The sequence below is a fragment of the Streptomyces sp. NPDC051136 genome, from assembly GCF_044455745.1.
GTDB lineage: Bacteria > Actinomycetota > Actinomycetes > Streptomycetales > Streptomycetaceae > Streptomyces.
Genome location: NZ_JBITFE010000014.1, coordinates 75,561 through 97,521, shown reverse-complemented (window position 1 = coordinate 97,521; position 21,961 = coordinate 75,561). Strand labels below are relative to the sequence as shown.

The following is a 21,961-nucleotide window of genomic DNA, read 5'->3' as shown; positions in this document are numbered from 1 at the left end:
CAGTCGTTGCAGCTTTGACCAGAGTGCAGAACTCGCCCTGTTCCGCCGCCTTTTGTTCACCTGGCGCAACCAACTGTTCCGCCTTACGCTCCCTGCATGGAGCTCGAGGTGAGGCACCTACGTGCGCTGTGCGCCATCGCCGACGCCGGCAGCCTGCACCGTGCCGCACGTCAACTGGGCGTCGCTCAGCCCACGTTGAGCACCCAGCTGGTCCGCATCGAACAGGCCCTGGGCGGCCCCCTGTTCGTGCGGGAGCGCACCGGCTGCCACCCCACCCCGCTCGGCCGGACCGTGCTCGGCCGGGCCCGCCCGCTGCTGGCCGACATGAGCGTGCTGGTCCGCGAGGCCCGCGCCGCCGCGGCCGGCGGCGACAGCAGGCTGCGGGTCGGCTCCACGGCCAGCCGGGCCCTGGCCGGCTGGCTGCGCCGGCTCAGACGGCCGGGCCTGGAACCCACCCTGCAGATGGACGTTTCGGCCAACGCGCTGCTGCGCCGGGTCGCCGGCGGCCAGCTCGACGTCGCCTTCGTGCACGAGGTCGAGGGCAGCGCCCTGCACATCCCCGAAGGCCTGCGGCTGCGAGTCCTGGTCGAGCGCGAACCGCAGTTCGTCATGCTGCCCGCCGACCACCCGGCGGCCGTCCGCCCCGTCGTCCGGCTTTCCGACCTGGCCGACGACCGGTGGATGGTGGACCCCACCGTCGACGGCGAGTGGGACGGCGTGCACCGCATGCTGCGCGCCGTCGGCCTCAACCCCCGGGTGCTGCACGGCGACTACCACACCGCCGCCTCCCTGGTCGCCACCGGCGAGGTCGTCACGGTCTGCCAGCCCAGCTCCCTGTCCCGCCCCGACATGGCCGTACGGCGCCTGCACGGCGACCCCCTTGGCGTACGCCTGCTGCTGGCCGCCCGCACCCGGTCCGAGCTGGACGCCGTCTTCCCGGCCCTGGAGGACGCGTACTGGGAGGTCGCCCGCCAGTCCACCGCCTACCGGGAGTGGCTGGAAGGGGGAGGGGTCCGCACGCTGCCCCGCTGTCCCGCGACGGCGACCGGAGCCGGCCGGGTGGAGTTCGTGCGAGCCCGCTGAGGACTCCGCGCGCCGGCCCGTCGATCCGTCCCGGGCTCGGAGGCTCCAGACACCGGCCGATGGAGTGATTGTCGTACCGGATCGGTGTGTCTGCGCGACGGATCGGTTACGGACACCACCATGAGCTCTGCACGACGACTTCCCCCGTTGCGTTCGCTTGCCGTGGTGGGTGCCCTGGGCACCTCGGTGCTGCTGCTCACGGCCTGCACGAACGCCGATACCACCCGTTCCAGCGTCGCGGAGGCGGCTCAGACCGAGTCCCCCTCCCAGACCGCCACCGGTACCAAGTCCCCGTCCCCCACCGGTTCTCCCTCGATGAACGAGGACCAGAGCCAGCGCAAGGAACTTGTCTCGGCGACGAAGGTCACCTGGGACAAGGCTGCCGACACCGCTGTCAAGGAGGTTCCCGAGGGCAAGCTCGTGGACCTCGAACTCAAGCGCACGAAGTCCGACGCCACCGCGTCGCCGACGGGCTCGCCGACCGGCTCGCCGGACATGAGCACGCCGAACCCGGCCCCCAGTGAGGGCGCCCCGGAGTGGGAGGCCAAGGTCGCGCAGACCGACGGCACCCTGCACCGCATCGACATCGACGCGGTCAGCGGCAAGGTCTTCCGCACCATGGTCGACCCGGACCAGGACGCCGACGACAAGACCCAGGTCTCCGACTGGCTGGACAAGGCCAAGCAGACCCCGGCACAGGCGGTCAAGGCGGCCACCGCCAAGGCCAAGGGCACCGTCACCCACGTCGAACTCGGCGACAACGACGACCAGCAGGTCGTCTGGAACGTCGACGTGGTCGACAAGGGCAACTGGAACAAGGCCTCCATCGTCGTGGACGCGGCCAACGGCAAGGTGCTGAGCCAGGACGTCGACACCGACTGACGCGCAGCCCCGGACACCGACGGGAGCAGCGGGCCGCCGCGGCCCACTGCTCCCGTCGCTCATGCCGTCAGGGGGTCACCCGGCCGGTGCGGCCGGTGCCGCGGGCGCGGCCGTCGCCGCGGCCTCGGCCGGCTCCCTCCCGGCGCCGCGAGGCAGTGTCAGGACGGCCAGGAAGCCGAGGACCGCCACCGCGGCGAAGAAGTAGAAGCCCCACGGGTGACCGACCCCGGAGGCGACCAGCGCGCCGGTGATCGACGGCCCGACGATCGAGCCGATCCGGCCGATCCCGGACGCCGAGCCCAGTGCCGTACCGCGCACGGACGCCGGGTAGAAGTGCGTCACGTAGGCGTAGACGAGCACCATGGCCGAGAAGACGAAGACGCCGGTGAAGAAGACCACGACGTTGAGCAGCAGGTCGCTCTCCATCCTGATGCTCAGGCACGCCAGCATGGCCACCGACACCGCGAACCAGACCATCGTGGTGCCCTTGATGCCCCGCCGGTCGGCGACGAACCCGCCGAGGACCAGGCCGACGACACCGCCGATGTTGAGCACCAGCAGCTGGGTCACGGCCGTCGGCACGGGGTAGCCGGCGTCGTTCATCAGCTTCGGCAGCCAGGTGTTGAGACCGTAGACCAGCAGCAGCCCCATGAAGGAGGCGACCCAGATGCCGAGGCCCGCCCGCAGGTACGCCGGCCTCAGCAGCTCGGTGAACGGCACCCGCTGGGCCCCGTCCTGCTTCGCCCGCACGAAGACCTCCGACTCCGGCAGCTTGAACCACTGGACGACGGCGATCACCAGGCCGACGACGCCGAGCAGGTAGAAGAGGATCTCCCAGTCGTCGGTCACCTGCAGCGCCAGCAGCGAGGTGATCACCGCACCGGTGTGGTAGCCGGTCATCGTCAGGGTGCTGGCCCGCGCCCGGCGGCTGGCCGGCATGTGCTCGGCCATCATCGTCAGCGAGACAGGCATGCAGGCGCCCAGACCCAGACCCGCGAGGAGGCGCAGCGCGGCGAACATCGCGACGGAGTTCGCCAGCGGTACCACGATGGTCAGGACCGAGAACAGCACGACCGAGCCGATGAGCAGGCGGCGCCGGCCCAGCCGGTCGGCCAGCGGGCCGACGCAGACCGCGCCGATGGCGACGCCCACCAGCGAGAGCGTCGCGATGGTGGTCGCGTCGCCCGCGGTCATGCCGAGATGGTGGGTCTTCAGCAGGGTGGGGATGATGGCGCCGAGGACGACGAGGTCGTAGCCCTCGAGCAGGACGGTGATCCAGCACAGGATCACCGTCCACGTGCCGCTGGCGGCGGGGCCGGTCTGCGCGGGCGCGCCGGACGTGGTGGAAGCCATGATGACTCTCCCCCCGGGGGACGGGTGTGAGTGAGCGGAGCCGGGACGGCCGGGACGGCCGGAGGTGACCGGTGCGGCGGAGCGGTACGACGGACCGGAGGAATCAGAACGGGTAGTCGGCGATGTCCGGGCGGACCGTGAGCCACTGGGTCTCGGTGAACGCCTCGACGTTGGCCGCGGCCCCGCCGAACCGGGATCCGGTGCCGGACGCCTTGACCCCGCCGAAGGGCGCGTTGGGTTCGTCGCTGACGGTCTGCTCGTTGATGTGGACCTTGCCGGAGTCGATCCGGTCGGCGAGCTTCATCGCCGTGCCGACGTCACCGAGGATGCCGACCGACAGGCCGTACTCGCAGTCGTTGACGATCCGCGCGGCCTCCTCCGTCGTGGCGAAGGAGATGACGGGCGCCACGGGGCCGAAGATCTCCTCGCGCCAGGCCGGCATGTCCGTCGTCAGGCCGGTCAGGACGGTCGCGCGGTAACCCGCACCGTCGATCTCGCCGCCCGCGGCGACCTTCGCGCCCGCCGCGACGCTCTCGGTGACGATGCCGTGCACCCGCTCCAGCTGCCGGCGGTCGATGATCGGCCCCAGTGCCACGTCCTCCCGGGCCGGGTCGCCGACCGGCAGCGCCTGCGCCTTCGCGGCGAGCGCGGCGGTGTACTCCTCCACGAGCGACTCGTGGACGATGTGCCGGCCGGTCGTCATGCAGATCTGTCCCTGGTGCAGGTACGAGCCGAAGGCGCCCGCCGAGGCGGCCTTCGCCACGTCCGCGCCCGGCAGCACGACCAGCGCGTTGTTGCCGCCCAGCTCCAGGTGGGCCCGCTTCAGCAGCCGCCCCGCCTGCTCGCCGATCGCCCGCCCGACCGGCGTGGAACCGGTGAACGAGATGACCCGGACCTCGGGCGCCTCGACGAGCGCCCGGCCGACCGCGCCGTCGCCCGGCAGCAGGTGCAGGACGCCGTCCGGGAGCCCGGCCTCCTCGAAGATCCGGGCGATGACGACACCGCCGCTCACGGCGGTGCGCGGGTCGGGCTTGAGCAGTACGGCGTTGCCGAGCGCCAGCGCGGGAGCCACGGAACGCAGGGCGAGGATGAGCGGGAAGTTGAAGGGCGCGATCACGCTGACGACACCGGCGGGACGGCGCCGGGCGAGCGACCAGCGGGCGTCCTCCGAGGTGAGCACCTCGCCCTGGGGGTGGGTGGGCAGCCCGGCGCACTCGAAGCACTCGCCGATCGCCAGCCCCGCCTCGAACCCCGCCTTGGACCGCACCGAACCGGCCTCGCGCACCAGCCAGTCCTCGATCTCGGCGGCGTGCTCGGTGAACAGCTCGCCCGCGCGTCGCAGCACGGCGGCGCGCCGCTGCGGCGAGGTGGCCGCCCACGCGCGCTGGGCCTCTGCGGCCCGGGTGGCGGCACGGTTCACGTCCCCGGCCGTGGCCAGACCCACCGTGCCGAGCCGCTCGCCGGTGGCGGGCTCGGTCACCGGCTGCCCGGCGGGGGAGTCCCGCCAGCCGTCGCTGGAGAACTTCCCGCCCCAGACGGCGCTGTCCAGGAGTGTCATCGTCTTCCCTCTCGTCGTGGTCTTCGGGCGGATGCGAGTCGTTCAGGAGGGCGTGGTGAGCGCCGTGTCCACCTGGATCAGCCGGGGGCCCTCCGGCTGCTCGGCGAGCGCGGCGCGCAACTGGGCGGCTCCGACGACGTGGTGGGCGCGGACCCCGTACCCCTCCGCGATGCGGGTGAAGTCGAGGCCGGGGATGTCGAGGCCCGGCGCGTCCGGCACACCGAGCAGGCCGCCGAACCAGCGCAGCGCCCCGTAGGTGCCGTTGCGCAGCAGGACGACGGTCAGCGGGACCCGGTGCTGCGCGGCCGTCCACAGGGCGGTGATGCCGTAGTTGGCCGAGCCGTCCCCGATCACGCCGACCACCGGGCGGCCGGGCTGTGCCATCGCGACACCGACCGCGCCGGGCAGGCCGAAACCGAGCCCGCCGGCCGCCGGGAAGTAGTAGGAGCCCTGGCGGCGCAGGTCCATCTGGCGCCACCAGGCGGCGTTGGTCGACGTCGACTCGACGACGTACGCGGTGTCCTCGGGCTGCTCGTCGCGCAGCGCGGCGAAGACCTCCTCCGGGTGCAGGCCCGGCCCCTCCGCGGTGAGCGGCTCGGGCACGGGCCGCAGGGGGGCCGCGGGAGGTCCGGCCGGGCCGAGCGACTCCAGGAGTACGTCGATGACGGCGCCCGGGTCGGCGACCAGCGCCTCGCCCATCGGCGCCCGCGCGGCGGCGGAGGCGTCCTCGGTCACCTGGATCAGGCGGGTGCCCTCGGGCAGGTACCGGCCGGGGAGGTGCTCGTGGTAGCGGAAGACCGGCGCGCCCAGCACCAGCACCAGGTCGTGGCCCTCGAAGGCCTCGCAGACCGGCGCGATCCCGGCGGGCAGCACGCCCCGGAACTGCGGGTGGCGGTTGGGGAACGGCAGCCGGAACTGAGAGGGCGCCGCCCATACCGGGCCGCCCAGCCGCTCGGCCAGCCGCACGGCGTCGTCGAAGCGGTCGGCGGAGTCGATGTCGCCGCCCAGCACGAGCGCGGGACGCCTGGCCGAGGCGACCAGCTCCACCAGCCACCGGCGCTGCTCCTCGCCGGGCACCGAGGCCCGCAGCACCTGCCGGTCGAGCACGGCCAGGGCGTTGTCGTCGGCCTCCGCCGACCAGTCGTCGTACGGCACGGACAGGTACGTCGGACGGCGCTGGAGCCGCGCCTCGAAGACGGCCTGGGCCAGCGCGCGCGGCACGTCCCCGGCGCACGCCGGTTCCGCCGCCCAGCCGACCAGCGGCTTCATCAGGGCCGGGGCGTCGACGCTGGCCAGGTTGGCCTCGGGGCCGATGGCGGGACGCACCTGCTGCCCGGCCACCACCACGAGCGGGGTGCGGGAGGCAACGGCGTTCGTCAGCGCGCCCATCGCGTTGCCCGAACCGGAGGCCGCGTGCAGGTTGACCAGCACCGGCCGGCCGGTCGCCTGGGCGTACCCGTCGGCCATGCCGACGACGGCGCCCTCGTGCAGACCGAGGACGTAACGGAAGCCGTCGGGCAGGCCGGCGAGGAAGGGCAGCTCGTTGGAGCCCGGATTGCCGAAGACGGTGGTGAGCCCCTGGCGCTCCAGGAAGTCGTGGGAGAGGCGACGCACGGATGGCACGAACGCTCCTTTCGAAGTGACGCGGCACACGCTAGGCACCCCGCGACATGCGCACCAATAGATGTTTCGCCACCCCGATATAGAATTCCTCGATATGGGCTCCTTCGATCTCAACCTGGCCCGCGTCTTCGTGCTGCTCTACGAGACCGGCAGCGTCACGGCCACCGCCGAGACGCTCCACGTCACGCAGCCCACCGTCAGCTACAGCCTGGGCAAGCTGCGGCGGCACTTCGACGACGAGCTGTTCCGCCGCAACGGACGCGGACTGACCCCCACCGCCGGCGCGCGGCGGCTGTACCTGCCGCTCCAGCGCGCGCTGGCGGAGATCGACGGGACGGTCCGCCAGGGCGACCTCTTCGACGCCGGCACCATGTCGGGCCGTTTCACCATCGCCCTGTCGGACCTGGGCGAGGCGACCCTGCTGCCCAGGCTCCTGGCCGCGGCGCGCGAGCGGGCGCCGGGGGTGTCGTTCACCGTCCGGCCCTTCGACGTGGAGGACGCCGAGGGGCAGCTGCGCCGCGGCGACCTCGACGTGTTCGTGGCCACCCCGGTGATCACCTCGCACCTCACCGTGCGCATCCCGCTCTTCCGTGAGCGCTACGTCCTCATGGTCGCCGCGGACCACCCGCGCGTGCGGGGCGACGCGGTCACGCCGCAGGACCTGGCGGCGGAGCACCACGCGACCGTGTTCGGCCCGAGCGGACACGTCACGCCCAGGGCCCTGCTGGGCGCACACGGTCTGCTGGAGCGGGTGGCCGTGGACGCCACCCGCTTCTCGATGCTGCCCTACCTGCTGGAGCAGACCGACCTGGTGGCCATCGTCCCCGAGTACGTCGGCGAGGTCTTCACGGCCTCCCATCGGGTGCGGCTGGTGCGGCTGCCGTTCGAGACCGAACCCATCGAGATCGCCCTGTACGCCCGGCACGAGTCCTCGCGCAGCCCGGCGCAGCGCTGGCTCGTGCAGTTCATGGCCGAGGTGCTGGGCGAGCAGGTGAGTCCCGCACAACTGCCGCCGACCGCGGCGGTGACGTGACCGCCGGCACCGTCCGGTGCACACCTTGCGGCCCGTCAGACCCCGTACCGCGCAAGCCTGTTGACGCCCGCGCCCGCAGTCGCCCCAACCGGACGAGGCGACCGTGTTTGCCGACGCGGTGAGGGGCAAAGCGGTGTCCATGAGCGATCCGAACAAGGACACGAACAAGAAGCCGACCGGTACGCGGACCGCCGAGTCCAAGGCACGCGGCGCCGCCCAGAAGGCGACCGCGCCCGCCTCCCGGGCGGGACAGACCGCCGCGGACAAGGCCGGTGACGCCGCGTCGGCAGCCAAGGCCGGCGCCCAGCGCTCCGCCGACGTCGCGAACGGCGCCGTCCAGTCGGCGGCCAAGGGCGTCGCGGCGGGCCGTCAGGCCGTCGTCACCGCCTCGGGTCAGGTCGCGGCCACGGCGAAGACGGCGTGGACGGTCATCGCCCACCGCAAGCTCGTCGCCGCCGGCGTGGGTGCCGGCCTCACCGCCGTGAGCGCCGCGTCGTACGCGGTGGGCCGCCGCGCCGGACGTCAGGCGCACGGGCCCCTCACCCGCCTCACCGGCGGCCGGATCTGACACCGGCCGGAACGCACCGCGCCACTGCGACTGCCGCTGCCCGACAGGGGAAGATGGGACCCGCGAGGAAGTCCCGACCGATGCGGAGGAGTGGGCGCATGCAGCACGACCGAGCCGGACAGCCGGCCGGCCCCGAGGACCTGATCGACGTCGCCCGGCTGGTGACGGCCTACTACGCGCTGCACCCGGACCCGGCGGAGCCGGGGCAGCGCGTGGCCTTCGGAACCTCCGGGCACCGGGGCTCGTCCCTGGTGGCGGCGTTCAACGAGGACCACATCGCCGCCACCAGCCAGGCCATCTGCGAGTACCGCGCCGCACAGGGCACCGACGGCCCCCTCTTCCTGGGCGCCGACACCCACGCCCTGTCCGAGCCGGCCAGGGTCACCGCGCTGGAGGTGTTCGCCGCCAACGACGTGACCGTCCTGGTCGACACCGCGGACGGTTACACGCCCACCCCGGCGGTCTCCCACGCGATCCTCACCCACAACCGGGGACGCACCTCGGGCCTCGCCGACGGCGTGGTCGTCACCCCCTCGCACAACCCGCCCGCCGACGGCGGCTTCAAGTACAACCCGCCGAACGGCGGGCCCGCGGGCTCGGACGCCACCTCCTGGATCCAGGACCGGGCCAACGAGATCATCACGGCGGGCCTGAAGGACGTACGGCGCATCCCCTACGCGCGGGCACTCGCCGCGCCGGGGACCGGCCGCTACGACTTCCTCGACGCCTACGTCCGCGACCTGCCCGGCGTCCTGGACCTGGACGCGATCCGCTCGGCGGGCGTGCGCATCGGCGCGGATCCGCTGGGCGGCGCCTCCGTCGCGTACTGGGGCCGGATCGCCGAACAGCACCGCCTCGACCTGACGGTGGTCAATCCGCTCGCCGACCCGACCTGGCGTTTCATGACGCTGGACTGGGACGGCAAGATCCGCATGGACTGCTCGTCACCGCACGCGATGGCCTCCCTCATCGAGCAGCGCGACCACTTCACCATCGCCACCGGCAACGACGCCGACGCCGACCGGCACGGCATCGTCACCCCCGACGGCGGCCTGATGAACCCCAACCACTACCTCGCCACCGCCATCGCCTACCTCTACGCCCACCGCACCGACTGGCCGGCCGGCACCGGCGTCGGCAAGACGCTGGTCTCCTCCGGGATGATCGACCGGGTCGCCGCCGACCTCGGCCGCCCGCTGGTCGAGGTGCCCGTGGGCTTCAAGTGGTTCGTCGACGGGCTGGTCGACGGCTCCCTCGGTTTCGGCGGCGAGGAGTCCGCCGGGGCGTCGTTCCTGCGCCGGGACGGCTCCGTGTGGACCACCGACAAGGACGGCATCATCCTCGCCCTGCTCGCCTCCGAGATCACCGCCGTCACCGGCAGAACCCCCTCCGAGCACTACGCCGCGCTCACCGCCCGCTTCGGCGAACCGGCCTACGCCCGCATCGACGCCCCCGCCACCCGCGAGGAGAAGGCCCGCCTGGCCAAGCTGTCCCCGGCCCAGGTCACCGCCGACACCCTGGCCGGTGAGCCGGTCACCGCCGTGCTCACCGAGGCACCCGGCAACGGAGCGCCCATCGGCGGCATCAAGGTGACCACCGAGAACGCCTGGTTCGCGGCCCGCCCCTCCGGCACCGAGGACGTCTACAAGATCTACGGCGAGTCGTTCCGCGGCGCGGACCACCTCCGCCAGGTGCAGGAGGAGGCCAAGGCCGTCGTCCTCGGCGCCCTCGGCGGCTGACGCCGTACCGCCGGGACCCGCACGTCGCCCCGGGCCGGTCAGCCGAGGCCGGCCCGGGGGAGCGACACGGTCAGGTCCCGGATCTCGTAGCCGTCGATGGCCTCCTGGAAGGCGACCCGCGGCTCCCCGCTCATCCGGATCCCGTCGAGTGCGAACAGGCGGCTGAGGAACACGTCCGTCTCCAGCAGGGCGATGTGTGCCCCGGGACACCGGTGCGGCCCGTCGCCGAAGGAGAGTCCCGCACCGACCGCCACGGCGCGCTCCGGCCGGACGAGCAGCGGATCGTCGCCCACGGCCCTCGGGTCGGTGTTCGCGTCGTCCAGGAGGATCTCGACGTATTCACCGGGGCGCACTGTCAACGGCCCTTCGGGGCAGAGGAGTTGTACCGACTCCGTGGTCCGCCTGCGCAACCGCCCGATGACGGGCTCCAGCCGCAGCAGTTCCTGGAGGACGGCGAGCCGCCCGGTCTCGTCCGCCGACCGGTAGCGCGCAAGCAGTCCGGCGTCCGTGAACAGGTGCCAGGCGGCCAGGCACACGAACTCGCGAGTGGTGACCATGCCGGCCGCGGCGAACGTCAGGCACTCACCGAGGATCTCGACGTCCGAGCAGCCCTCCGCGAGCAGGTGCGAGATCAGGTCGTCGTGCTCACGGCGGCGGTGCGCCCGGATGGCGGGACGCACGTCCGCCAGGTGGATGCGGAGCCAGTTGGTGTTCTGCCGCACCAGCCAGTACAGGCCCCGGACACTGGTCAGCCCCGGCTCCCCGAACTCCTCCGGGAAGAAGCGCTCCAGCCTGCGGCGGATGCCGGGCCTGCCGTACCGCAGCCCGACGACCTCGCTCACCACCCCGATGGCCAGACCGAAGGCGAGATCGGAGAGCGCGGCCCCGCCCGCCGCCCGCAGGACGCCCAGTTGCTCCTCGGCGATCCGGACCATCGGCTCGCGGTAGTGCTCGTCCACCCGGCGCGGCGTGAAGAAGCGCGCGGTCTGTCTGCGGTGCTCCCGGTGCTCGGGGCCGTCCCGGTAGAGCACGGGCCGGCGGACGCGCGCGGGGAGCTTCTCCACCGTCTCGATGCCCAGACCGGCCTGCACCGTGCCCGGGCCGCGCAGCAGCGCCCTCGCGACGGCGAAATCGCGCACCTGCCAGGTCCCGTCCGCCGCCCGGTCGACCGGGCACGCCGGCCTGCCCCGCCCCCGGTCGGCCTTCCGCGCAGAGACCTGCCCGTCCTGCCCCACGTGGCCACCCCCTGCTCCGGCCGCGCGGCCCCGCAGGCCACCCGGCTCGACGACGTGGTCACCAGGATCGGCCACCCCGCCCGTCGCCGGCCAGCCCGGAACCCGCCGAGCCGGACCTGCCCGGAACCCGCCGAGCCGTACCTGCCCGGAAACCGCCGAGCCGGGCCCACCCGGAAAGGGAGTGCGGTCTTCCCGGCCGCCGTGCGAGGCTCCGCCGGTGGACCGTCAACAGATCTCCCGAATCGCCCATGCCGACCACCCGATCGCAGCCCCGCTCGACGACGACTCGGTACGCCGCCTCCTGGACCGCGCGGTCCCCGGCGACGGCGCCCGTGTCCTCGACCTGGGCTGCGGCGGCGGGGAGTGGCTCCTGCGCGCCCTGGCCGCGCATCCGCGTCTGACGGCCGAGGGCGTCGACCTCTCCGACAGCGCCCTCGACCACGCCCGTGCGGCAGCCGTCCGCCTGGGGGTCGCGGACCGGCTCACCCTGCACCGTCAGGACGCCGCCCGCTTCGCCGCCCCGCACCGTTTCGACCTCGTCCTGTGCGTCGGCTCCACGCACGCCTTCGGCGGCCTGCCCGCCACCCTCGCCGCCGTCCGCGGGCACCTGGCGCCCGGGGGACGCGTACTGGTCGGTGACGGGTTCTGGGAACGCGACCCGTCCCCCGAGGCCGTCGAGATGCTCGGTGACCTGGCCGACCTGCCGACGACCCTCGGCCAGGTCACCGCCGGCGGCTGGACGCCCGTGGGCGGCCACATCAGCACCCGCGGGGAACTCGACGCGTACGAGTGGTCCTGGACCGGGGCACTGGCCGGCTGGGCCCTGGACCACCCCTCCGATCCCGGCCGCGCGCAGGCGCTCCGGGCGGCCGGCGCCCACCGCGACGAGTGGCTGGGGACCTATCGGGACTCCTTCGGCTTCCTCTGTCTGGTCCTGCGCCCGACGGACTCCTGATGGCGCTCCCGGGGGCCGGGCCGGGCGGGTGATGTTTGCCGCTATTGGGGGTAGACGGGCTGGCGTAAACGGTCAAGGCTCAGGAAGAGGGCGGATCGGATGGACGAGGCTGCCCACACGGGGGAGCGGGTGAGCGACGAGCCGGTCAAGGTGTCGGAGGAGTACGAGGGCATCCCGGGTGACATCGCCCGGGGCCGGGAGCTCGCCCGGCGGTTCCTGGCACGGGTGCGGTCGGTGCGGGGCGCCCGGGTGTCCGACCGCGTGGTGGAAGTGGTGCAACTGGTGGTCAGCGAGCTGCTGACGAACGCCTGCAAGTACGCGCCCGGTCCCTCGGTGATCGATCTCGAGCTGGCCGGGGACCGGGTGGAGGTCACCGTCTGGGACAGCGAGCCGGTGCTGCCCGTGCCCGAGGCCACGGACCCGGCCCGGATCGGCCGGCACGGGCTGGAGATCGTCATGGCGGTCTGCCAGAGCTTCGAGGTGCAGAGAGAACCGGTCGGCAAGCGCATGCGAGCGGCGGTGATGCTGGACGACGACCTGAACGGCACGACCGCCCTGACCCACCCGGCCTGACCGGCCGCGGTGCCGCCACCGGCGCCCGAGGGCGACGACCATCGTCGGCCGCCGTTCCCGCCCCGTCGGCCGACGATCAGCCGCCCTCCCGCCCTCCCGCGCTCGGCGCCGCGCCCGGCACCCTGTCCGGTGCGTCCAGCCGCGCGGCATCGTGACGGGGACGTCGGCCGTGGCCGCCCGGTCGCGCACCACCGCCGGCCGACCGGCGGCAGGCCCCGGCGCGAACCGCGGAACCGGCGGTGCGCCGACCGCCCGGTGCGCACCGTGCCGGTGACCCTCGGGAGCGGCCACCGCCGTTCCGAAGAGCCGCAGCTCTCCCGCGCCCGGCGCCCCGGCGTGCGTCCGGTCCGTCCGGCCGCCGCACCGTGCCGTGATGACCCGCGGGGAGGCGGCGTCGGCGCTCTCGGCCGCCCGGCGTCCGAGCCCCGCCGCCGACCGCCGGCAGGGCCCGCCCGCCGCGGCGGCATCGGCGGCGCGGCTGCGGCACGACGCCACCGGTGCGGCTACCGCCCGGCGTCACCCGGCCGGTGGTCCCTGGCTCGCAGCCGGTACACGACGGACCGGCGCAGGGGGCCCTCGGGGATGCCCGGGTCGTCGAAGTCCTCGGACGGGTCGCGGGTCATCCCGAGGCGGTCCATCACCGCACGTGAGCGCAGATTTCCGGCCGCGGTCACCGCGAGCACCTCCGGCAGCTCCAGAGACTCGAAGGCGTACGCGATCACCGCCCGCCCGGCCTCGGTCGCACAGCCCCGCCCCCACGCCGGACGGGCCAGCCGCCAGCCCGCCTCCACACCGGTGAACGGCATGCCGTCCTCCACCGGATCCAGCCCGGCGAACCCGATGAACTCTCCGGTGGCGGCCATCTCCACCGCCCACCAGCCCCAGCCCCGCCGGTCGAGGTCCGCCTGGAACCGGGCCACGGACGCCTCGCTCTGCGCCCGCGTCAGCACGTCGGGGAAGTACGCGCGGACCACCGGGTCGGCGTTCATCGCCGCCCACGGGTCCAGGTCGGACGCCCGCCAGTCGCGGAGCACGAGTCGATCGGTTCGTAGTTCGGGCATCCCGTGAAGGTAGGGGCGACGGACCGGTCGAGGCGACCCGTTTTCGCGCCCCCGCCCGCCTCCCTTCGGCCGAGCGGAGCGATTCGTCCCCGCCCGCCCGGGGAACCTGGCGGGATGGACGGCATCGGAAGGCTGTGAGGGTCGTGACGTCACGTCGGGCGGGCCACCGGGACGGCGGGGAAACAGGGCACGACGGGGCCGGCGACGCACCCCGGCCGGCGGACCCCGGATTCCCCCGCGCCGTCCTGCGCGCCCTGGGCGCAGGCGTCCTCACCCTCGGCCCCACCGCCCGGATCACCTCGGCGAACCCCTGGGCCGAGCAGATGCTGGGCCGGCCGGAACGGGAGATGCTCGGGCGCGACGCGCACGACCTCCTGCACCGCCACGCCGACGGCAGCCCCGTGCCACGCGAACGGTGCGCGCTGCGCAGCCCTCTGCACGGAGTGCCCGCCGAGGAGGGGAGCGACGAGTACTTCCAGCGGGCCGACGGCACCACGGTCCCCATCATCTGGGCGACCACCCCCCTCGTCCGCGACGGGCGGCAGGAAGGGCTGGTGCTCGTCTTCCACGACTTCAGCCTGCACCGCAGCGCCGCCGAGGAGACCGAGGCACGGACCAGCGCCCTGGAGGCCCTGACCGCCCAGCTGCACCTGGTCGCCGAGATCTCCACGGTGCTCGTCCCCACCGAGCGCGTCTCCACCACGCTGCGCCGTCTCGTACGGCTGCTGGTACCGGAACTGGGCGAGTGGGCAGCCGTCGACGTGTACCAGGGCCAGTCGGACGTAGTCGAACGGGTGGCCGTGCGCAGCAGCACCCACCCCGAGCCGGCCCGGCTGCTGCGCGGGCCCATGACCTCGCTGCCGGACCAGGCCCGCGCCGCGCTCACCCTGCTCATCCAGGGCGACCGGCCCGTCCCGCTGCGGGCCGAAGAGGTGTGCCGGGACCCGGAACACCCGCTCGTCGCCACCCACCGGGTCCTGTTCGAACGGCTCGGCGGCCACGCGGCCGTCGCCGTTCCCCTGCGCACCCGGCAGCGCTCCTACGGCGTCCTGACCGTGGCGCGCGCCGAAGGCCGCCCCGCGCACACCGAGGCCGAGGTCGCCCTGCTGTCCGACATCGGCCGGCGCGTCGGCCTGGTGCTGGACAACGCCCGGCTCTACCACGAGCAGCAGAACGTCGCCGAGACCATGCAGCGCCAGCTCCTCACCCCCCTGCCGCAGGTCGACCACCTCCGGATGGCCGCCCGCTACTGGCCCGCCGAGAGCGCCATGGAGGTCGGCGGCGACTGGTACGACGCCTTCCTCCTCGGCGACGGCGTCATGGCCCTGGTCATCGGCGACGTCGTCGGGCACGACCTGCAGGCCGCCGCCCACATGGCCGAGGTCCGCAACATGCTGCGCGCCCTCGCCTGGGACCACCAGGAACCTCCCAGTGTGATCATGCGCCGTCTGGACGAAGCCGTGACCAACACCAGCGACGCGCCCATGGCCACCCTGGTCTTCGCCCGCGTCGAGGGCGCGGAGGGCGGCCCCTGGCGGCTGCACTGGGTGAACGCGGGTCACCCGCCTCCCCTGCTGATCACCTCGGACGGCGCCACCCGCTTCCTGGAGGGCGGCCACGGCCCGCTCATCGGCATGAGCGCCACCCTCCGCCTGGGTCTGAGCTGGCCCGACGCGCGCGAGGACCTCCCGCCGGAGAGCATCCTCCTGCTCTACACCGACGGTCTGGTGGAGAGCCGCGACCGCCCGATCGACGTGGGCATGGACCAGCTGCGCCACCACGCCGGCGTACTGGCCCGCCGGCTGGACAGGTGGAGCGCCGACGACTTCTGCGACGAGCTGCTCGCGCGCATCGCGCCCCGGGGGGACGACGTGGCCCTGCTCGCCCTGCGCCTGCCCGGCGCCGGTGTCGGAGGCCCCACGGACACGGCGCCGCCTCCGCCGCCCCAGTCCGGGCACAGCGAGGCCACCCCCGACCGTGCCGCCCCCGGCTCCCGCCGCCAGGAGGCCGAGGTGAAGGACCCGACCCGGGTGGACCCCGAGCCATAGCGTGCCTGGCGGCCTGGCGGCCTGGCGGCCTGGCGGCCTGGCGGCCTGGCGGACCGGCGGACCGGACCGGCGTGCGGGTGACGGGTCGGCGGGCGGGTGACGGACCGCCGGACGGCCCCGACCCCGCCCCGGGCCGCCCAACTCCGTTGCGGATAGGTCCCGTTCAGTGCGGCGGTGCGCAGCGGACCGGCACTCGGACGGACGGGGTGTTCACCCGGCTGAGCGCTTTGAGTGGTGGGAGACGGACGGCTGACTGACGGTGATTCACGTCGGGGCCGGGTTCTCTCAGCTGACGAAGCACCAGCTGCCCGGTCGTGACGGAAGGAATCTCAGATGCGTTCTGCTCGCATGCTTCTGACCACGGCGGCGGCCTCGGCCGTCATCGTCCTCGGTGCCCCCGGCGCCTTCGCCGCGGTCGGTGGCGACTGGGACCACGACGACTCTTCCTACAGCAAGGAGCACGACAACGGAAGCAAGCACGACGAGCCGCGCGGTGGGATGCACACCGGCGGTGGCGCGCTGGCCGCGGTGAGCGAGGGCGACTGGGACCACGAGGACTCCTCCTCGTCGTCGTCCTCCTCCGGCAAGGAGCACGACAAGGGAAGCAAGCACGAGGACCCGCGCGGCGGGATGCACACCGGTGGCGGTGCGCTGGCCGCGGTGAACGAGGGCGACTGGGACGGCGGCGGCCGTGAGTCCAAGGAAGGCGGCTCGCAGACCTACCGCCAGGACGAGGGCGAGGGCTCGCGCGGCGGTGGCGAGCACGAGAAGCCGCACGGCGGTATGCACACCGGTGGCGGCGGGCTGGCCACGCCGACCACGACCGCGGGCGGGCTGGCCGTCCTGGCCGTCGCCGCGACCGGCCTGTACGCCGTCCGACGCAAGAAGTCGGCCGACGGAGTGGCGTAAGCCGTGCCGGGCGCGATAGCAGCCGGGCCGCCACCCAGGAATCGCGGGGCGGCCCGGCTCGCCCGCGCCCACCTGTCCGCCCTGCCGCCGTGCCCCAGTGAGGTCGTCCCAGATGCCAGTCCCCCCCTCCGCCCCCACCCCCGTGCCCCCCGACGACGAGACGACGACCGGTCAGGGGTCCCGCTCCGGCCTCATGGTGCTGTGCGCGGTGGCCCTGCTGATCCTGGCGGTGAGCCTGGTCGGCGGCAACGACACGTCCGCCGACTCCTCCCGGCCCCCGCTGCCCGCACAGCCCGGGACGTCCGCCCCGGCCGGCCCGCGCGCGACCGCCGCCGCCACCGGAGCCGCGTCCGACCCCGCCCTGCCCCGGTCGAGGCCCGTGCGCCTGCTGATCCCGGACATCTCCGTCGACGCCCCCTTCACCGACCTCGCCATCGGCGCCAAGGGGCAGCTCCAGCCGCCGCCGGCCGGCAACACCAACCTCGTCGGCTGGTACGCCAAGGGTGCCTCCCCCGGCGAGAAGGGCACCTCGATCATCGCCGGCCACGTGGACACGAAGACGTCCGCCGCCGTCTTCGCCCGCCTCGACCAGCTGGACGAGGGCGACGAGTTCCAGGTCGTGCGCGCCGACGGACGCAAGGCGACCTTCGAGGTCGACAGCCTGGAGACCTTCGAGAAGGACGACTTCCCCAGCGACCGCGTGTACGGCGACGCCGACCGCCCCGAGGTACGGCTCATCACCTGCGCCGGCGACTACGACCACAAGGCCAAGGACTACACCGACAACCTGGTCGTCTTCGCACACCTCACCTGAGGCACCGCACCCGGGGCCGCGCCCACCGGCCGCCCGCGGTACCGGTCACCCGCGCACCGCACACGAGTCGCGCGCCGTCGGAGCCGGCCACAGGATCGGGGCAAGCCGGCGTCGCATCACCGCGGCCGACGTTCCGTTCCGCCCCCGCGAAGGAGATGTGCGCCAGATGACCACCACGCCCACCCCTGCTTCCGAACCGCTGACGCGACAGCCGTCGCACCAGGTGTCCCAGTCCGTGTTCGACGGCTCCCGCCTGCGGGTCGTCCTGCTGGTCGACGTCTACGACGGAGCCCAGCAGCAGTTCCTCGAGACGTACGAGAACCTGCGCAGCCACGTCGAGTCCGTCCCCGGGCACATCGGCGAGCAGCTGTGCCAGTCCATCGAGAACCCGTCCCAGTGGCTGATCACCAGCGAGTGGGAGAGCGCGCCGCCGTTCCTGAACTGGGTGAGCAGCGAAGAGCACGTGCGGATGGTCAAGCCGCTGCACAGCTGCGTGCGCGACACCAGGTCGCTGCGCTTCCACGTGGTCCGCGAGACCGGACACCCGGAGACCGCCGCCGAACCCGCCAGGGGCGGACTGCAGGCCGCTCCGCGGGTCGGCGACGGCGTCATCCGGCACGCGCTCACCTTCACGGTGAAGCCGGGCAGCGAGGAGGCGGTCGGCAAGATCCTCGCCGACTACGCCTCGCCCGAGCCGCGCGTCGACGACTCCACCCGGCTGTGCCGCACCTCCCTGTTCCTGCACGGCAACCGCGTGGTGCGGGCCATCGAGGTGCGTGGCGACCTGCTCGCCGCCCTGCGGCACGTGGCCGAGCAGCCCGAGGTGCGCGCCGTCGAGGAGGCCATCAACCCGTACCTGGAACAGGACCGGGACCTCGGCGACCCGGAGTCGGCCCGGGTGTTCTACACGCGGGCCGCGCTGCCCGCCGTGCACCACGTGACCTCGGGGGAGGAGAGCGGCACCGCGCAGCGGCACGCGCTGTCGTACCCGGCCCGGCCGGGCTGCGGCATGCGGCTCGCCCAGCTGCTCGCCGAGCACGACGAGGCGGCGGCGGACGACCCGCGCACCCCCGTCCTGTGCAGCACCATCTTCCAGCGCGACGACGTGGTGGTACGGCTGGTCGACGTACGCGGCGACCTCCACGACGGTGACCCGGCGGTGACCCTAGGCATCGAGGACCCCGGCACGGTCTCGGAGCTGACGACCCTCCTGGACGGCTTCACGGACGCCGGTTCCCCGACGGGCGGCGGACTCGTCCGCGCTCTCGAGGGCGCCCGGATGGAGCTGGTCACCGACCGGTGCGCGCCGGACGCCTGAACGTCCTGCACCCACGCCTCGGCCGCCGGACCGCGTGTGAGCGGGTCCGGCGGCCGAGGCACGTACGGGTGAGGGTCAGCTCTTCGGCACGGTGCAGTCGAAGGCGTGCAGGTAGGGGTTGACCGGGCGGATGTCGTCGATGACGAGGCCCGCCTCGGTCAGCCGGCCGACCATGCTGTCGGTGGTGTGCTTGGCACCACCGACGTTGAGGAGCAGCAGCAGGTCCATGGCGGTGCTGAACCGCATCGACGGGGTGTCGTCGACGAGGTTCTCGATGACCACGACCCGGGCCCCCGGCCCGCCCGCCTCCATCACGTTGCGCAGGGCGCGTGCCGTGCTGTCGTCGTCCCACTCCAGGATGTTCTTGATGACGTACACGTCGGCCCGCACGGGGATGGCCTCGCGGCAGTCGCCCGGCACGATGCGCACGCGGTCCGCCAGCGCACCGCCCTCGCGCAGCCGGGGGTCGGCGTTCTCCACCACCCGCGGCAGGTCGAGCAGCGTGCCCTGCATGGCCGGGTACTTCTCCAGCAGGCTGGCCACGACGTGCCCCTGGCCGCCGCCGATGTCGGCGACCGAGGTGCTCGCCGACAGGTCGAGAAGCGCGGCGACGTCCTGGGCCGACTGCCGGCTGGACGTCGTCATCGCACGGTTGAACACCTCGGCGGACTGGGGCGCGTCCTCGTTGAGGTAGGTGAAGAACTCCTTGCCGTACAGGCCCTCGACGACGTTGGAGCCGGTGCGCACCGCCTCGTCGAGCAGGGGCCAGGCGTCCCAGGTCCACGGTTCGGTGCACCACAGGGTGATGTTGCGCAGACTGTGCGGGTCGTCCTCGCGCAGCAGACGGGACATGTCGGTGTGCGCGAACGTGCCGCCCCGCTGCTCGGTGAAGACGCCGTAGCAGGTCAGGGCGCGCAGCAGCCGGCGCAGCGGCTTGGGCTCGGTCTTCACCGCGGCGGCGAGGTCCTCCACGGCCATCGGGGTGTCGCCGAGCGCGTCGGCGACGCCGAGCCGCGCGGCCGCGCGGAGGGCGGCGGCACACGCCGCCCCGAACACGAGCTCCCGCAGCCGCATGGGCGGGGGAGGGGCAGTCTGTGCGGTCGTCATGTGCCGCTGTCCTTCCGTTGTCGGTCCAGGGGTGGTTACGGCCTGCTCAGCACAGGCCCGCGGGCTTGGAGGCGCCGCAGGTGTTGCCGGCGAAGGTGTTGCTCTTCGCGGTGTCGCCGGTCCCGGCGTCGACGAGGTCGGCGGGGGAGTTCGCGCTCAGCCGGTTGCCCTTGACCTCGTTCTTCGCGTTGGCGGTGCCCACCATGCTCGCGGCCAGGACGATGCCGCCCGACATCGACGACGTGCCCGCGTTGCCCTCGACCGTGTTGTCGGCGACCAGGACCTTCTCGACGCCGGTCAGGACGATGCCCGAGCCCTGGAGGGCCTCCAGACGCTCGGTCTTCGGGCAGGACTTGTTGTTGCGCACGACGTGGTTGTCGCGCACCACCATGTCGCCGGCCTTGGGCGTGTTCTCGTCGCCGACGACGAAGACGCCCGCGCAGTTGCCCGCGATGTGGTTGTCCTCGACGGCGAGGTTGCGCAGGCGGCGAACGGTGACGCCGATGCGGTTGCCCTCGAGCCGGTTGTGGGCGACGAGGGTGCCCTCGGTGTCGGCGGCGCCTTCCTCGGCCTTGACGGCGTTGGCGAGGAAGATGCCCGCGTCGCCGTTGTCGCGCGCGGTGTTGCCGCGGATGATGCCGTGCACCGACCGCTCCTGGGCGATGCCCCAGACGCCGTTCTTCACCGCGTTCACGTTGCGGACCGTCAGCCCGTCGGTGGCCATCGAGAAGACCCCGGTCTGGGTGAACCCGGTCACCGTCAGATCGGCCACGGTGACGCCCTTGACGTTCTCGTCCTTCGTGCCGAGCACACAGATGCCGTTGCCGCGCCCGGCACAGGTGTCGGCGGCCGCCTTCGTGGTGCCGGGCTGGACGACCGTGCTGCGGCCCGTGCCCCGAAGGGTGAGGTCCGGAGTGCTCACCGTGACGCTCTCGCGGTAGACGCCGGGGGTGACGAGGACGGTGTCGCCCGAGTGGGCGGCGTCCACCGCCTTCTGGATGGATTCTCCGGGGTGGACCACGTGGGTCAGGGGGACGGAGGACGCCGGAGCCGCTGCGAGCCCCGTTCCGATCATCGCTGCGGTGCACACCAGGTACACGACATGGCAGTTCTTCATATTCCGCAAGGTATGCCGGAAATATTCCCGGACGGCTGGGATGAGCCATCCGACGGCGTGTCATGAACGGGCGCTGAACCGGTAGTTCTTGGGCACAAGGCGTACGTGATCTTCATACCGGCTCCCGGGGAGGAACGACCGACGTGACCGTGCCCGAGCACCCTGTCCGCACCCCACGTGCGGGGCGCCGCTTCGACCTGCGGGCGACCACCGTGACCTTCGGCATCGCCGCCATCGCCCTGGTGCTGTCGGGCTGGGTCGTCCGCATGGCGTTCGACGTGGCGCGGCAACGGCCGGCCTGGGTGTTCGTCCTGGCGGTCGGCGCGGTCACCGCCGTCCTCCTGCGCCGGCGCGCACACAGCCGGAACACCGCAGGACCGGCGGCCTTCCGCACCGCGGACGCCCTGGCGGCGGCCACGGCGACGACGCTGGAGGAGCTGGAGGAGGGGCGGGCGGCCGAACGGGACGAATACGTGCGCGCCGAGGAGACCACGCTGGTCGTCCCCGCCGCTCAGGAGGCCGTCGCGCACGAGGAACTCACCCCCGACGAGTTCGAGGAGGCGATAGCGGACCTGTGCCGGCGCGACGGCTGCGCCGAGGTGGAGGTCGTCGGCGGGGCGGGCGACCTCGGCGCCGACGTGCTGGCGGTGGCTCCCGACGGCCGGCGGATCGTCATCCAGTGCAAGCGCTACAGCGAGGACAACAAGGTCGGCTCGCAGGACCTCCAGCGCTTCGGCGGCACCTGCTACACCGTGCACGAGGCCGACGTGGCGATCCTCGTCACCAGCGCCGGCTTCACCGCACCGGCCGCCGACTACGCCGAACGGTGCGGAATAATCTGCGTGGACGGGGAGCAGCTGCGTGACTGGTGCGAGGCCGGCGGACCGGCGCCCTGGGAACCGCCCGGCCCGGGGCGGGACGGGACGGAGCCCACGGTCGAGCTGTCGTGGTGAGCCGGGCGGCTCGTCGACCCGCGGTCGGCGGG

19 protein-coding genes are annotated in these 21,961 nt (G+C 73.4%); 12 read left to right on the top strand and 7 right to left on the bottom strand.

All coding sequences use genetic code 11. The features are described from left to right. Positions 1–96 precede the first annotated feature (96 nt). Complete coding sequence (locus tag ACIBCJ_RS32825; protein WP_362104045.1) at positions 97–1,083, top strand: LysR family transcriptional regulator; 987 nt, start codon at positions 97–99, stop codon at positions 1,081–1,083. A gap of 120 nt (positions 1,084–1,203) precedes the next feature. Further along, positions 1,204–1,965: a PepSY domain-containing protein gene (locus ACIBCJ_RS32820; protein WP_365981355.1), complete on the top strand. Its 762-nt coding sequence runs from the start codon at positions 1,204–1,206 to the stop codon at positions 1,963–1,965. Positions 1,966–2,040: 75 nt separating this feature from the next. Here the strand turns inward: ACIBCJ_RS32820 and ACIBCJ_RS32815 are convergent, their stop codons facing one another. From ACIBCJ_RS32815 to mdlC, 3 genes are all read right to left on the bottom strand, one after another. Further along, a complete protein-coding gene (locus ACIBCJ_RS32815) occupies positions 2,041–3,321 on the bottom strand; it encodes an aromatic acid/H+ symport family MFS transporter (RefSeq protein ID WP_362104219.1) in 1,281 nt (426 codons plus the stop codon). A 100-nt stretch (positions 3,322–3,421) separates the two neighbouring features. Continuing rightward, the gene (locus ACIBCJ_RS32810; protein WP_362104041.1) at positions 3,422–4,876 is read right to left on the bottom strand and encodes a benzaldehyde dehydrogenase; all 1,455 of its coding nucleotides are present in this window, start codon (positions 4,874–4,876) and stop codon (positions 3,422–3,424) included. Between the two features lie 42 nt (positions 4,877–4,918). Continuing rightward, positions 4,919–6,499 (bottom strand): benzoylformate decarboxylase, encoded by a 1,581-nt coding sequence (mdlC, locus tag ACIBCJ_RS32805; RefSeq protein WP_365981354.1) that lies wholly within the window; start codon positions 6,497–6,499, stop codon positions 4,919–4,921. 94 nt (positions 6,500–6,593) lie between these two features. Between mdlC and ACIBCJ_RS32800 the strand changes: the two genes are divergently transcribed. The 3 genes from ACIBCJ_RS32800 to pgm all read left to right on the top strand — a co-directional run bounded on the left by ACIBCJ_RS32800 (position 6,594) and on the right by pgm (position 9,839). Next, entirely contained in the window at positions 6,594–7,532 is a 939-nt protein-coding gene (locus tag ACIBCJ_RS32800; protein ID WP_362104037.1) for a LysR family transcriptional regulator, read from the top strand. A gap of 139 nt (positions 7,533–7,671) precedes the next feature. Beyond that, a complete protein-coding gene (locus tag ACIBCJ_RS32795) occupies positions 7,672–8,100 on the top strand; it encodes a hypothetical protein (protein ID WP_362104035.1) in 429 nt (142 codons plus the stop codon). A gap of 98 nt (positions 8,101–8,198) precedes the next feature. Beyond that, positions 8,199–9,839 (top strand): phosphoglucomutase (alpha-D-glucose-1,6-bisphosphate-dependent), encoded by a 1,641-nt coding sequence (gene pgm / locus ACIBCJ_RS32790; protein WP_365981353.1) that lies wholly within the window; start codon positions 8,199–8,201, stop codon positions 9,837–9,839. A 38-nt stretch (positions 9,840–9,877) separates the two neighbouring features. Here the strand turns inward: pgm and ACIBCJ_RS32785 are convergent, their stop codons facing one another. Further along, a complete protein-coding gene (locus tag ACIBCJ_RS32785) occupies positions 9,878–11,074 on the bottom strand; it encodes a cytochrome P450 (RefSeq protein ID WP_365981352.1) in 1,197 nt (398 codons plus the stop codon). Between the two features lie 217 nt (positions 11,075–11,291). Here ACIBCJ_RS32785 and ACIBCJ_RS32780 point away from each other — a divergent pair, with 217 nt between their 5' ends. Further along, positions 11,292–12,029, top strand: coding sequence for a class I SAM-dependent methyltransferase (locus ACIBCJ_RS32780; RefSeq protein ID WP_362513386.1), 738 nt, complete (start codon positions 11,292–11,294; stop codon positions 12,027–12,029). 99 nt (positions 12,030–12,128) lie between these two features. Continuing rightward, a complete protein-coding gene (locus tag ACIBCJ_RS32775) occupies positions 12,129–12,602 on the top strand; it encodes an ATP-binding protein (protein ID WP_362104027.1) in 474 nt (157 codons plus the stop codon). Between the two features lie 503 nt (positions 12,603–13,105). Here the strand turns inward: ACIBCJ_RS32775 and ACIBCJ_RS32770 are convergent. After that, the gene (locus tag ACIBCJ_RS32770; protein ID WP_365981351.1) at positions 13,106–13,663 is read right to left on the bottom strand and encodes a GNAT family N-acetyltransferase; all 558 of its coding nucleotides are present in this window, start codon (positions 13,661–13,663) and stop codon (positions 13,106–13,108) included. 143 nt (positions 13,664–13,806) lie between these two features. Between ACIBCJ_RS32770 and ACIBCJ_RS32765 the strand changes: the two genes are divergently transcribed. The 4 genes from ACIBCJ_RS32765 (at position 13,807) to ACIBCJ_RS32750 (ending at position 18,752) form a co-directional block, all read left to right on the top strand. Further along, a complete protein-coding gene (locus ACIBCJ_RS32765) occupies positions 13,807–15,711 on the top strand; it encodes a SpoIIE family protein phosphatase (protein ID WP_365981350.1) in 1,905 nt (634 codons plus the stop codon). A 333-nt stretch (positions 15,712–16,044) separates the two neighbouring features. Next, on the top strand, positions 16,045–16,620 hold the full coding sequence (locus tag ACIBCJ_RS32760) for a hypothetical protein (protein WP_362105032.1): 576 nt from the start codon (positions 16,045–16,047) through the stop codon (positions 16,618–16,620). Positions 16,621–16,732: 112 nt separating this feature from the next. Next, entirely contained in the window at positions 16,733–17,434 is a 702-nt protein-coding gene (locus tag ACIBCJ_RS32755; RefSeq protein WP_362105029.1) for a class F sortase, read from the top strand. Between the two features lie 166 nt (positions 17,435–17,600). Then, positions 17,601–18,752 carry a SchA/CurD-like domain-containing protein gene (locus tag ACIBCJ_RS32750; protein WP_362105026.1) on the top strand — a complete coding sequence of 384 codons (1,152 nt, stop codon included), beginning with the start codon at positions 17,601–17,603 and terminating at the stop codon, positions 18,750–18,752. A gap of 75 nt (positions 18,753–18,827) precedes the next feature. Here ACIBCJ_RS32750 and ACIBCJ_RS32745 read toward each other — a convergent pair whose 3' ends face one another. Both ACIBCJ_RS32745 and ACIBCJ_RS32740 read right to left on the bottom strand, forming a co-directional pair. Continuing rightward, entirely contained in the window at positions 18,828–19,859 is a 1,032-nt protein-coding gene (locus ACIBCJ_RS32745; RefSeq protein WP_362105023.1) for a methyltransferase, read from the bottom strand. 46 nt (positions 19,860–19,905) lie between these two features. Continuing rightward, entirely contained in the window at positions 19,906–20,976 is a 1,071-nt protein-coding gene (locus ACIBCJ_RS32740) for a right-handed parallel beta-helix repeat-containing protein (RefSeq protein ID WP_362105020.1), read from the bottom strand. 143 nt (positions 20,977–21,119) lie between these two features. Between ACIBCJ_RS32740 and ACIBCJ_RS32735 the strand changes: the two genes are divergently transcribed. After that, positions 21,120–21,929, top strand: a complete 810-nt coding sequence (locus tag ACIBCJ_RS32735) for a restriction endonuclease (RefSeq protein ID WP_365981349.1) — start codon at positions 21,120–21,122, stop codon at positions 21,927–21,929. Positions 21,930–21,961: the final 32 nt, after the last annotated feature.